Raw genomic sequence first — 12,377 nt, 5'->3', positions numbered from 1 at the left:
TGAAATTACGGGGCAGTCGGCCTCAGGCGGGGCTGAGCTGTGGATCGATCCCCGTCAGATCCACGGAAGTGTCCCACAGCCGTGCCGCCAGCTGCGGATCGCGTGCGGCGCTGCTGGCGCTGGCCAGACCGGACTTCGCCCCGCTCATTTCACGCAGCCCATAGGGTCCGTAATATTCGCCGCCCTGGGCATCAGGATCGGTGGCGGCCTGCAGTGCGGGCAGTGCGCCCTGTTCGCTGGTGTTGAGCAGCAGACCGGTAACAGCGCCAAAGACTGCGCCGAACGGGCCGAGATGGCGGGTCAGTTCCGATTTCGCGATGCCGGGATGGCAGGCGATCGATGACACAGGCGAACCGGCTGCGCGCAGGCGGCGGTCCAGCTCGAGCGCGAACAGCAAATTGGCAAGCTTGCTCTGACCGTAAAAGCCGGTGCGGGTATAGCGTTTGCCCGCGTCGAGATTGCTGAAATCGATCTTCGCACCGCGATGCGCGATGCTGGATTGCGTGACGACCCGCCCGCCCCCGTCCTCTGCCAGCTTTTCCAGCAATAGTGCGGAGAGGGCAAAATGGCCCAGATGGTTGACCGCAAACTGCATCTCGCAGCCGGCAGTGGCGTGACCCAGAGGCGGAACCATTATCCCGGCATTGTTGATCAGCATATCGATGCGCGGTTCCCTGGCGGCAATTTCTGCCGCCTCGCGAACCGATGAGATGTTTCCCAAATCGAGCGGAATATAGCCGACATCGGCGCGTTCATGCCCGCGTTGCAGATCGTCCTGCGCCGCACGGGCCTTGTCACCGTCTCGGCAAGCCAGCAGCACCCGCGCGCCCTTGCGAGAGAGGCCGCGGGCAATCTCCAGCCCGATGCCGGTGTTGGCACCGGTGACAATCGCGGTCTTGCCGCTCAATTCAGGAATATCGGCAAAGGCAAAGCTCACGCGAACATCTCCATTTGTGAAACAGGCGCGAAGCTGCGGCGGTGCAGCGGGGTTGGCCCATGCCTGTGCAATGCTTCGATGTGCGCCTGTGTTCCATAGCCCATATTGCGCTCCCACCCGTAATGCGGATGCTGGCGCGCGGCTTCGCGCATGATGCGGTCGCGGTGTTCCTTGGCGAGTATCGAGGCGGCTGAGATGCAAGGCTCCAGCGCATCGCCGCCCACGATGGCGCGAGCTGGCCAGCACCACCCTGCGGTGCGTCCGGCGGGGGTCATATTGCCATCGATCAGCACTGCTTCGGGATCGCCTCCCAGCGCATCGACCAAGTGCTCGACAGCCAGCGTCATCGCCAGCATGGTCGCGCCGAAGATGTTGAGGCGGTCGATATCGGCCACCTCCACCACCCCCAGCCCCCAGGCGCAGCGGCGCAAGATCTGCGGCTCCAGCGCGGCACGTTTCTTCGCCGAAAGCTTTTTGGAATCGTCGAGCCCGCCGGGGCATGGCTTGCACAAAACCACCGCAGCCGCCACCACAGGGCCAGCCAGCGGGCCGCGCCCTGCCTCATCGACCCCGATGACCAGCGGTGCGGCACCCAAGCCGTTTTCGGGAGTTGCACTTAACATGATCACACGCCTCAAGCTCAGCCTCGCCCTATCGACCCTCGCCCTGATGGCCGCAAGCTGCGCGCCCGCCGCCAGCGGGGATAGCGCCGTGACCAGCTCCACGCCGAACCCAGACAAGACCTTTGTGATCGAGGAAATGGGCACGTTCGAGGAGCCTTGGGCCGCGGCCTTCGCACCGGGCACCGGGGTGATCTTTGTCACTGAAATGGGCGGCACGATCAAGGGGCGCGAACCCAATGGGCGGGCGATCTTTGTAACCGGCGTGCCGAACGTTGATTACGGCGGCCAGGGCGGATTGGGCGACATTGCCTTCCTGCCCAGCGAGGCAGCGGACACCCTCACCGCACGCACGATTTTCCTCAGCTGGGCCGAGGCGGGCAGCGGCAACACGCGCGGCGCAGTGGTCGGCAAGGGGACATTGGTGTGTGAAGAGCACCAGACCTGCGACATTCGCGGCCTGACAGTAATCTGGCGGCAGGCACCAAAGGTCACCGGGCGCGGCCATTATTCGCATCGCATTGCGATCAGCCCGGACGAACAGCACCTGTTTGTTTCCAGCGGGGACCGGCAGAAAATGCAGCCGGCACAGGATCTGGGCAACAATCTCGGCTCGATCGTGCGGCTGACGCTGGACGGGCAGCCCGCCCCCGGAAACCCGATGGGGGTTGGCAATGAGGCGGTTGTGAATGACCCGGTGACGCGCGAAATCTGGAGCTATGGCCATCGCAATGTGCTGGGACTGGCGTTCGATGCGCAGGGCCGGCTGTGGGATCTGGAGCATGGGCCGAAGGGCGGCGATGAACTCAATCTGGTGCGGGCGGGTGCGAATTACGGCTGGCCCGTGGTGTCTGACGGTGTGCATTACGATGGCAAGGCGATCCCCGGCCACGCCTCCCGCCCCGATCTGGCCGCACCGGCAATCGGCTGGACGCCGGTGATCGCGCCGGGCAATCTGATGATCTATCGCGGCGATATGTTTGCCGGGTGGAAGGGCCATGCGCTGATCTCGGGCCTGAAGACAGAGGCGTTGATCCGGGTCGCGCTGGACGGCGAGACCGCGCGCGAGGCGGCGCGGTATCCGATGGGCAAGCGGATCCGTTCGGTGATCGAAGGGCCAGACGGCGCTTTGTGGGTGCTGGAGGATGGCGAGAACGGGCGCTTGCTGCGATTGACGCCCGGCTGAGCCTTTACGCCGGCCAAGGCGAAATTGATCGACACTGCGCGCGCACCCACCTAATCGGCGCGCCGCATGGCCACCCTTGTCCCCCTGTCTGCCGTTGACGCCCCATTGATCGAAACGCTGCTTGATGCCGCCTTTGGAACCGGGCGATTGGCGCGCACAGCCTACCGGATTCGCGAAGGTATTGCGCCGCTAGAGCCGCTCAGCTTCGCGGTGCTGGACGATGAGGAGTATCTGGCCGGATCGATTCAGGTCTGGCCCGTGGCGCTGACCGATCCCGATGGCCGCCCGCATCCGATGATGATGGTCGGCCCGGTCGCGGTGATGCCGGGTCGGCAGGGCGAAGGCTTTGGCAAGGCGCTGATGGCCGCTGCGCTAGGGGCGATTGACGCTTCGGCAGGGGACACGGCTCCGCTGCCCCAGATGATGATCGGCGATCCCGACTATTACGGCCGCTGGGACTTCACAGCCGCGCACACCGCCGGTTGGCATTGTCCCGGCCCGTTCGACCCCGCACGCCTGCTGGTCCGCTGCGCCCAGCCCGCCATCCTGCCGCGCGCGGGAATGGTGGGCGGCTGGACCGAAGAAACCACGCAGGCCTTGGCGAAATAGCCAAGCTCTGGCATCGCCTTGCATAACGATGCCTTACGATCCCCCTCCCGAACTTGCCGGACTGTCACTGGCGCAGATTGCCGATCAGGTGGCGCAGCGCAAATTGCCGCCGGTCGAGCAATGGAGCCCGCAGGAATCCGCCGACAGCCAGATGCGCATCGCCGCCGATGGCACCTGGTATCATGAAGGCTCGCCAATATCCCGCACGGCAATGGTCCGCGCATTTTCCGGTCTGCTGACCCGCGACGATACCGGCCAGCACTGGCTGGTCACACCCTTCCAGAAACTGTCGATTGCGGTCGAAGATGCCGCCTTTATCGCGGTCGACTGCCAACTGGCCGAGGGTGATCTGGCGTTCCGGCTGGCCACTGACGAGCTGGTGATTGCCGGGCCGGACAATCCGATCCGCGCGGCAGGCGATGCTGATGCACCGGCGATTTACGTGATGGTGCGCCGGGGATGTGAGGCGCGGCTCAACCGATCGACCTATGAACAATTGGCACAAATCGCGCTGGCGCAGGGTGATAACTGGACCGTGCGCAGCGGCGGCGCGGCTTTTTCGCTGCTGCCTGCATGAGCGCGCTGTTCGAGCGGTTGTCGGAAATGTTCGCAGCGGGTCATGACAGGACTGTCGACGGCTTGCTGTCCGACGCCAATTTTGCCGATGCGGCGCGCACTGCGCAGGCCGCCGTGCTGATCGCCGTGACCGACCGCGAGGAACCCGGCGTGCTGCTGACCCAGCGCCCGCGCACCATGCGTGATCACCCGGGACAAGTCGCCTTCCCCGGCGGCAAGCTGGATCACGGCGAGGATGCGATTGCCGCAGCGCTGCGCGAAGCGGAGGAGGAGCTGGGCATCGCCGCCGATCAGGTGCGCATTATCGGCACGACCGACAGGTATCAGACCGGCACCGGCTTCGACATCACTCCGGTGCTGGCGACCGTTCCCGCAGATTTGCCGATCCAGCCCGACGCGCGCGAGGTGGAAAGCTGGTTTGAATGTCCGCTGTCGCTGCTGATGGATGATGCGCGCTGGACCCGCAATTCGGTGTTCTGGAAGGGTGCGCAGCGCGATTTTCTGGAAATGGACTGGCACGGTTACCGCATCTGGGGCGTTACCGCTGCGATCTGCTGGAACTTGTCACGCCGGTTGCATTGGGACGAAGATGCCAATGGCTGAGCATCTGCCCGATATCGCATGGACCCGGCGCGGGGATCTGGCGCAGCTGGTGCAGGCATTGGGCGCTGACGAGATTCGCTGGGTCGGCGGCTGTGTGCGCGACACTTTGCTGGGCTATCCCGCACACGACATCGACGCGGCGACACGGCACCACCCGGCGGCCGTGATCGACCGCTGCAAGGATGCGGGCATCCGCACCATTCCCACTGGAATCGACCACGGCACGGTCACTGCGATCCTGCCCGATGGTAATGTCGAGATCACCACGCTGCGTCATGACGTCGCCACCGATGGCCGCCGCGCCACCATCGCTTTTTCGCAGGATTGGCGCGAGGATGCCGCGCGGCGCGATTTCACGATCAACGCACTTTATGCGCACCCGGAAACCGGCGAAATTTCCGACTATTTCGGCGGGCTGGACGATCTGGCGGCGCACCGTGTGCGGTTTATCGGCGATGCCCGCACCCGCATTCGCGAGGACCACTTGCGCATCCTGCGGTTCTTCCGCTTCCAGACACGCTTTGGCGGCGAATGGGACGACACCGCCAGCGCGGCCTGTGCCGAGCTTGCCCCGGCGCTGAAGGGCCTGAGCCGGGAGCGGGTGGGATGGGAATTGCAGAATTTGCTGGCGCTGCCCGACCCGGCACCCACCATCGCCAAAATGCGCGCGTTGACCGTGCTGCAAGTCGTGCTGCCCGAATGCGGACGGCGTGAGGTCGAGGCGTTGGGCAAGCTGATCGCCGCCGAGCGCGAAGCCGATATCGCGCCCGATGCGATGCGCCGGCTGGCCGCGCTGCTGCCCGCCATCCCGCCGGTGGCCGAAAGCGTTTCCGCCCGCCTGCGGCTGTCGCGCAGCCAGCGCGAGCGGCTGACCTGTGTTGCCGCGCGCGATATGCGTGACGGCGAGCATCCCCGCGCGCTCGCCTATGGCAAGGGTGCCGAGTGCGCGACCGACCGGCTGCTGCTGACCGGCGCGGACCCGGCACCGCTGAAAGATTGGGACATTCCGCAATTGCCGCTCAAAGGCGGCGAGATTGTCGCGCGCGGAGTTGGCAAAGGGCCTGAGGTCGCGCGCGTCTTGCAAGCGGTCGAGAAACGCTGGGTCGCCGAACATTTTCCAGGCCGTGAACGGACGCTGGAATTGCTCGCCGCTATCTTGGCTGAAACGTAACGCTGGTCTAAAACTGGCGCGATCAGAAATGGTTGTCGCGCGGGAAGCCTTGCGGCGGCATCCGCCCGGCCCCGCCGCGCGCGACTTTCCATTGCCACATATCGCTTTCCGTGCGGGTCCGGTCGCCCTTGCCGCCCATCGTCCAGCTCAGCCCTTCGGCCAGCGCGAAGGTGGTGGCATCGGCCAGCCCGCCATCGCGGTAGCGCTGCAGCGCCACGCCCTGCCCGCGCGCCAGATCGGGCAGTTCCTCAAGATTGAACACCACCAGCTTGCGGTTGTCGCCCATCACCGCGACATGATCGTGTCCCTCAGGAATCGGGCGGACCACGGCCAGTTTCGCCTCGCCTTTCAGATTGACGACCTGCCGCCCCTTGCGGGTTTCCGCCAGGATCGTTTCGGTCGCGGCGGCAAAGCCCTTGCCGGTGCTGGCCACCAGCAACAGCCGCTGCCCCGGCCTGTGTACCACCAGCGCGGCAATCTGCGCCTCGGTGTCGATGTCCAGCGTGTTGCGCAACGGTTCACCAAAGCCGCGCGCGCCGGGCAATTTGTCCGCGCCCAGTGTATAGAAACGGCCATTGTCCGCCGCCAGCAACAGCTTGTCGGTGGTCTGCGCGTGCAACACAAAGGCCGGCCCGTCGCCTTCCTTGAACTTCCAGTCCTGATCCAGCGGCAGATGCCCTTTCGCACCGCGAATCCAGCCGCGCTGTGACAGGATGACCGTCACCGGCTCTTTCTCGATCATCGCATCCATGCTGAATTCCACCGCAGGCGCGGCCTCGGCAATAGTGGTGCGGCGGCGGCCCAGCGCGGTATCCTCGCCATATTCCTTGCGCAGCGCGGTCAGATCGCGCTTGAGCCGGGTGCGTTGCCGCGCCGGGCTGTCGAGCAGCTTGTTCAGCTCTTCCTGTTCCTTGAGCAGCGTGGCGTGCTCCTTGCGCAGTTCCATTTCCTCAAGCTTGCGCAGGGACCGCAGCCGCATATTCAGGATGGCTTCTGCCTGACGGTCGGTCAGCGCGAACTCGGCCATCATCACCGGCTTGGGCTCGTCCTCGGTACGGATAATCTCGATGATCCGGTCAAGGTTGAGGAAGGCGATGATATAGCCTTCGACCAGCTCAAGCCGCCGCGCGATCTGCTCCAGCCGGTGGCGGCTGCGGCGTTGCAATATGTCGATCTGGCTGGCGGTCCAGTGGCCCAGCAATTCCTTGAGGCCCATAACCATCGGCGTGCGTGTGGCGTCGAGCACGTTGAGGTTAAGGCCGAAACGGGTTTCCAGATCGGTCAGCTTATAGAGCGATTCCTTGAGCAGTTCGGGGTCGACATTGCGGCTGCGCGGGACCAGCACGATGCGGATCGATTCGTCGCTTTCATCGCGCACGTCCTCCAGAATCGGCAGCTTGCGATCGGCGATCAGCTGCGCGATCTGTTCGATCAGCTTGCCCTTCTGGACCTGATACGGAATTTCGCTGATCACCAGCTGCCACTGGCCTGCGCCCAGCCGCTCTATCCCGGCGTCGCGATCATCATCGCTCTCCACCTCGGCGGCGTGGAAGCGCCCGCGCAGGCGGAAACTGCCGCGCCCGGTTTCGTACGCCGCGGCGATGGCTTCGGGGCTGTCCACCACCAGGCCGCCTGTGGCGAAATCGGGTCCGTGGAACAGCTCCATCAACCGTGCGTGTTCGACATGCGGATTGTCGATCAGCTCCAAAGTGGCATCGACGATTTCAGCGACATTGTGGCTGGGGATATTGGTCGCCATGCCCACCGCGATCCCGCTCGCACCATTGGCCAGCAGATTGGGGAACAGGCCGGGGAAAATCTCCGGCTCTTCCTCTTCGCCATTATAGGTCGGGATAAAATCGACCGTACCCGCATCCAGCCCTTCCATCAGCCGCAGGGCGGTGCGGGTCATGCGCGCTTCGGTGTAACGATAGGCGGCGGCATTATCCCCGTCGATATTGCCGAAGTTCCCCTGACCTTCGACCAGCGGGTAACGCAGCGCAAAATCCTGCGCCAGCCGGACCATCGCATCATAGACCGAGGCATCACCATGCGGGTGATATTTGCCGATCACATCGCCCACCACGCGGGCCGATTTCTTGAAGGCGCTGGTGGGGTCAAGCTTCAGCTGGCGCATCGCCCACAGCAGGCGGCGATGGACCGGCTTCAACCCGTCGCGCAGATCGGGCAGCGAACGCGCAGTAATGGTCGACAGCGCATAGACCAGATAGCGTTCACTGAGCGCCGAATCGAAAGGCGCATCGACGATTGCATCGAAGGGATCGGCGCCGTCTGCATCAAGTTCTTTGATAGCCATGCCGTCCGCCCTACCACTGCCACGGCTCGGCTAACAACGCGGAACGTTCCGCTTTCCCCACACGTAGGTCTGGTGAACGCAATTCACGGAGATCTACCTATGAGCCACCACACCAAACGCATCATGATCCTTGCCACCAACGGCTTCGAACAGTCGGAGCTGATGAAGCCCAAGGCCAATCTGGAAGACGCCGGTTACCGGACCACTGTGGTGAGCCTGGAAAGCGGTGAAATCAAAGGCTGGGACGACAAGGATTGGGGCGAGGCCGTCACTGTCGACAAGACCGTCGATGATTTTGGCGACATCGCAGATTATGACGGCCTGCTCCTGCCAGGCGGCCAGATGAACCCCGACATCTTGCGCATGAGCGATAAGGCGATCGATATCGTCAAGAAATTCGGTGCTGCAGACAAGCCGATTGCGGCAATCTGCCATGCGCCCTGGCTGCTGATCGATGCCGGATTGGTGAACGGCAAGACCGTAACCAGCTGGCCATCATTGCGCATCGATTTGACCAATGCGGGCGCAAATGTGGTCGATTGCGAAGTCGCTATTGATGGCAATCTGATCACCAGCCGCAATCCTGACGATATTCCGGCCTTCAGCAAGGCAATGATCGAGATGCTTGGCGAAAAGGCCAAGGCACACGAGATGGAAACCACCTAACTTACTCACAAAACACAGAATTTTGGCCCTGCCGCAGCGATGCGGTGGGGTCTTTTAGTATGCGTCCGGGGCTGCCTGATCACCAAACCCATTGCCTGTGGCTAACATTTCATTTACGATATGTTGTAACATCAAGCCTAAATGTGTTTTCTTTGTGTCGCAATTATGGCAACAATGTGGCACGGCGGGAGTTGGGTTATTTGGGAAGAGGAGACAGTGATGCGAATTTTAATGTCGGGCGTGCTGGCAACCACGGCGCTTTGCGCTGCGTGCAGCGAGGCGGGCGATGACACGAAGCAAGCCGAATATGTCACAACTGCGGATGTCGCGATGGCCCCGCCAGCGGATTACGCCTTTTCCGAACCCAGCAGCGAATCGTCCGCAATGCGGGAACTGCCGCCACCGCCGCCGGCGCGCGTCCCTGCTTCCACAATGGGCACAGAATCCTCCACGGCTGGCCCGGGTATCCCCGCCATCCCGGTCGGCATGCCGAAAGTGGCCTATCGCTATTCCTACGGCTTTCGCTTGCCCGCAGATGGCATCAAGCCCTTGCAGGAACGCCATGCCGATATGTGCGAGAACAAAGGCCCCGATCTGTGCCGGATCATCTCGATGGAGCAGGTCGACGAGGAAGGCGATTATTCCTCCGGCAGCCTGACACTGGCTGTCGCTGCGGGTGAAGCGCGCCGTTTTGGCAAGGATCTGAGCGCAGCAACTGGCAAAGCGGATGGCGAATTGATTGCCTCATCCATCGAGGGTGAGGATTTGTCCAAGCGGATTGTCGATACCGAGGCACGGCTGCGCGCGCGCAGCATCTTGCGCGATCGTCTGATGGAGGTCCTGCGCAGCCGCAAGGGCACTGTCGCAGAACTGGTGGAGGCCGAGCGCGGCGTGGCGCAGGTCAATGAGGAGATCGATCAGGCACGCAGCTGGCTGACCGAGATGCGCAGCCGCGTTGCCTTCAGCCAGATGGAAATCGCCTATTCCGCCGGGACACCCAGTTCAGGCGGCTTCACCGATCCGATCCGCGACGCCTGGGGCGCCATTGGCAAGATTCTTGGCAACCTGGTCGCCTTCCTGATCCTGGTGGTCACGGTGCTGCTGCCGCTGGGCCTGCTGGTCTGGCTGGCCGTCCGCCTGTGGCGGCGCATGGGGCTGTCGAGCGGGATCGGTGAAGGCTGGACCCCCGCAGACAAGGCCGAGGCGGAACAGGGCGCCTAAGACACCCGCATATCGTGGCTTTCGGCGGGGATGCTGACGGTGAGGCCGTCCAGCTCCTCGCCGAGCACGATCTGGCAGGACAGACGGCTGGTCGGCTGCACTCCAGCGGCCAGATCCAGCATGTCTTCTTCTTCCTCGCTGGCGTCGGGCAGCTTGGCGAACCATTCCTTGCCCACGATGACATGGCAGGTGGAACAGGCCATCTGCCCTTCGCACGTCCCCTCCAGCGGCAGGCCCGCAACCTGTGCGACGCGCAGCAGATTGTCGCCCGCATCGGCATCGGCAATCACGTCATCGCCTGCAGGTCTGGCGAAGCAGACTTTCACAATCCCTGCGCCGCCGCCGCTGTATTGATGATCCCCGCTGCCTGATCCAGTTCCTCGATCGTGGAATAGCGCCCGAAGCCCAGCCGGATCGAGCTTTTCGCCTGCGCATCGGTGAGCCCGATACCGCGCAGCACATGGCTGGTCTTTCCCGATCCGCTGGCGCAGGCCGATCCGGCGCTGAACATCACTTCGCGGCAATCGCTCATCAGGCGGGAAGTATCCAGACCATCTCGGCGCATATTCAGATTGCCATGCATCCGCGCGGTTTCGCTGCCGTTGACGGTCCAGTCGGAAAACAGGTCACGCGCGCGTGTCCAGAGCTGTTCGAGGTGTTCAACGTCCCGATCAAGCGCTTCATTGGCAAGTTTTGCCGCCGCGCCCATTCCGGCGATCAGCGCCGGGCTGAGCGTGCCCGAGCGGATGCCAAACTCCTGCCCGCCGCCGGTTTGCACCTGCGCCAGGTCAAGCCCGTCGCGAACCCACAGCGCCCCGATGCCTTTCGGCCCGTGAAACTTGTGCGCACTGATGGCAATCATATCCGCGCCGGTGACTTCGATCTTGCCGAAAGACTGGACCGCATCGCACAGGAACAGCGCATTCGCACCCTTGGCCCTGCGGTGCCATTCCAGCGTTGGCTGGACCGTCCCGATCTCGTTATTGACCTGCATCACGCAGACCAGCCGGGTGTCCTCCGGCAGATCCTGAGTGGCAGTGCACAACCCGTCTTTATCGACATCCAAAATGTGGCATTTGCCAAGCGCGCGCGCCGTGTCGGTCACTGCCGAATGTTCGATTGCAGAGATGGCCACTGTGCCGCCGGTGCCGCTGCCCCGCATGGCCAGATTGATGGCCTCGGTCGCGCCGCTGGTGAAGATCACCCGGCCGCCGGGCGGGAACAGCGCCGCGACGCGGTCACGCGCCAGTTCGATGGCCGCCTTGGCCTGCCGCGCCATTTTGTGGGAACTGTGCGGATTGGCGAAGCCGGTGCCGCCGGGTCCGTCCAGCCAGCGCATCATCGCATCGCGGGCTTCGGGAGCCAGCGGGGTGCTCGCCTGATAGTCAAGGTAGATCATGCTGCCACCCGTGCCATGTTCAGCCACACTTCGCAAAACCGCGTCACCTCTGAACGGGAGGTATTCCAGCCGGTGCTGACCCGGATCGTGCGATCAGCCACATCGGGCTCGACCTGCATAGCCGCCAGCACATGGCTACGCTTCATGGTGCCTGACGAGCATGCGCTGCCCTGAGATACCGCGATCCCCGCCATATCGAACCGCATCAATTGCGCGCTACCGCTCATCGCCGGCATGGCGATGGCGTTGATCAGCGGCGTGGGATTGGAAAGCCGGTCGGCCAGCCAAGTCCCGCCCAACTGGCGGCATTCGTGTGCCAATGCATCCAGCGGCGCCAGCACTTCGGGCGCGAGATAGGGATGCCCGCACACCTCCAGCGCAGCGGCCATGCCCAGCACGCCGGGCAAATTCTCGGTCCCCCGGCGATAGCCGCGCTCATGCCCGCCGCTGGGTTTGAGCATGGCGTAATCCCTGACCAGCAAGGCCCCCACCCCGACCGGACCACCAAATTTGTGGGCGGACACAATCGCCATATCGCATGGCGGCACGGCAAACTTGCCCGCCCCTTGCGCGCAATCGACCAGAAGCAGCCCGCCCGCCGCTTGCACTATTTTGGCGATGGCAGCGATATCCTGCCGGCTGCCGGTTTCGGAATTGATCTGCTGGACCGCAACCAGCGGACGTTCGCGCTGCACTGCCTCGGCCAAAATCTCCATGTCCAGCGCGCCATCACTGCGCACTGGCAGGCGCTCGGCTTCTGGTGCAGCCTGAAGGATGGCGTCATGTTCAACCGCGCTGACCAGCCGCGCACCGGCCTTGGCGTGTCCAAGCGCAAGCGCCGCCGCCTCGCTGGCACCACTGGTGAAGATCGCCTCTCCCTCCCAACCCAGAGAAGCCTTCAAGCGCGCGCGCGCATCTTCCAACATTTCGCGCGCCTTGCGCCCTTCGGCGTGCGGGCTTGAGGGGTTGGCCCACAGCGCAAACCCTTCTTCCATCGCCGCCTTTGCCTCGGGGCGCAGCGGGGTGGTGGCAGCGTGATCGAGGTAAATGCGTTCCGGAATGGGGCGGCCCT

General features: G+C 63.8%; 13 protein-coding genes. 7 read left to right on the top strand and 6 right to left on the bottom strand.

What is annotated here, in order from left to right; genetic code table 11:
• Nucleotides 1-22: 22 nt before the first annotated feature.
• The gene (locus FEV51_RS05715) at nucleotides 23-937 is read right to left on the bottom strand and encodes an oxidoreductase (RefSeq protein ID WP_138616840.1); all 915 of its coding nucleotides are present in this window, start codon (nucleotides 935-937) and stop codon (nucleotides 23-25) included.
• Nucleotides 934-1,560, bottom strand: a complete 627-nt coding sequence (locus FEV51_RS05710; RefSeq protein WP_138616839.1) for a ribonuclease HII — start codon at nucleotides 1,558-1,560, stop codon at nucleotides 934-936. Before FEV51_RS05710 ends, FEV51_RS05715 begins: the two co-directional genes overlap by 4 nt.
• Between FEV51_RS05710 and FEV51_RS05705 the strand changes: the two genes are divergently transcribed.
• The 5 genes from FEV51_RS05705 to FEV51_RS05685 all read left to right on the top strand — a co-directional run bounded on the left by FEV51_RS05705 (nucleotide 1,559) and on the right by FEV51_RS05685 (nucleotide 5,702).
• On the top strand, nucleotides 1,559-2,743 hold the full coding sequence (locus tag FEV51_RS05705; protein WP_138616837.1) for a PQQ-dependent sugar dehydrogenase: 1,185 nt from the start codon (nucleotides 1,559-1,561) through the stop codon (nucleotides 2,741-2,743). The two genes, FEV51_RS05710 and FEV51_RS05705, sit on opposite strands and share 2 nt — an antisense overlap.
• A 66-nt stretch (nucleotides 2,744-2,809) precedes the next feature.
• On the top strand, nucleotides 2,810-3,352 hold the full coding sequence (locus FEV51_RS05700; protein ID WP_138616835.1) for a GNAT family N-acetyltransferase: 543 nt from the start codon (nucleotides 2,810-2,812) through the stop codon (nucleotides 3,350-3,352).
• Nucleotides 3,353-3,380: 28 nt separating this feature from the next.
• Entirely contained in the window at nucleotides 3,381-3,929 is a 549-nt protein-coding gene (locus tag FEV51_RS05695; RefSeq protein WP_138616833.1) for a DUF1285 domain-containing protein, read from the top strand.
• Entirely contained in the window at nucleotides 3,926-4,531 is a 606-nt protein-coding gene (locus tag FEV51_RS05690; protein ID WP_138616831.1) for a CoA pyrophosphatase, read from the top strand. Before FEV51_RS05695 ends, FEV51_RS05690 begins: the two co-directional genes overlap by 4 nt.
• Nucleotides 4,524-5,702 carry a CCA tRNA nucleotidyltransferase gene (locus FEV51_RS05685; protein ID WP_138616829.1) on the top strand — a complete coding sequence of 393 codons (1,179 nt, stop codon included), beginning with the start codon at nucleotides 4,524-4,526 and terminating at the stop codon, nucleotides 5,700-5,702. Before FEV51_RS05690 ends, FEV51_RS05685 begins: the two co-directional genes overlap by 8 nt.
• A gap of 22 nt (nucleotides 5,703-5,724) precedes the next feature.
• Here FEV51_RS05685 and parC read toward each other — a convergent pair whose 3' ends face one another.
• A complete protein-coding gene (gene parC / locus FEV51_RS05680; RefSeq protein ID WP_138616827.1) occupies nucleotides 5,725-8,019 on the bottom strand; it encodes a DNA topoisomerase IV subunit A in 2,295 nt (764 codons plus the stop codon).
• A gap of 99 nt (nucleotides 8,020-8,118) precedes the next feature.
• Here parC and FEV51_RS05675 point away from each other — a divergent pair, with 99 nt between their 5' ends.
• Nucleotides 8,119-8,685 (top strand): type 1 glutamine amidotransferase domain-containing protein, encoded by a 567-nt coding sequence (locus FEV51_RS05675; protein ID WP_138616825.1) that lies wholly within the window; start codon nucleotides 8,119-8,121, stop codon nucleotides 8,683-8,685.
• 219 nt (nucleotides 8,686-8,904) lie between these two features.
• Entirely contained in the window at nucleotides 8,905-9,906 is a 1,002-nt protein-coding gene (locus tag FEV51_RS05670) for a DUF4349 domain-containing protein (protein WP_138616823.1), read from the top strand.
• Here the strand turns inward: FEV51_RS05670 and FEV51_RS05665 are convergent.
• From FEV51_RS05665 to FEV51_RS05655, 3 genes are read right to left on the bottom strand one after another with little or no spacing between them, the layout of a single operon-like run.
• On the bottom strand, nucleotides 9,903-10,235 hold the full coding sequence (locus FEV51_RS05665) for a 2Fe-2S iron-sulfur cluster-binding protein (protein ID WP_425466600.1): 333 nt from the start codon (nucleotides 10,233-10,235) through the stop codon (nucleotides 9,903-9,905). The genes FEV51_RS05670 and FEV51_RS05665 overlap by 4 nt on opposite strands.
• A complete protein-coding gene (locus FEV51_RS05660; protein ID WP_138616819.1) occupies nucleotides 10,229-11,305 on the bottom strand; it encodes a cysteine desulfurase family protein in 1,077 nt (358 codons plus the stop codon). Before FEV51_RS05660 ends, FEV51_RS05665 begins: the two co-directional genes overlap by 7 nt.
• A complete protein-coding gene (locus FEV51_RS05655; RefSeq protein WP_246034477.1) occupies nucleotides 11,302-12,300 on the bottom strand; it encodes a cysteine desulfurase family protein in 999 nt (332 codons plus the stop codon). The genes FEV51_RS05660 and FEV51_RS05655 overlap by 4 nt, the downstream gene beginning before the upstream one ends.
• Nucleotides 12,301-12,377: the final 77 nt, after the last annotated feature.

It is taken from the genome of Qipengyuania marisflavi, from assembly GCF_005884405.1.
Classification (GTDB): domain Bacteria; phylum Pseudomonadota; class Alphaproteobacteria; order Sphingomonadales; family Sphingomonadaceae; genus Qipengyuania; species Qipengyuania marisflavi.
This window is presented reverse-complemented; position numbering and strand designations above follow the sequence as displayed.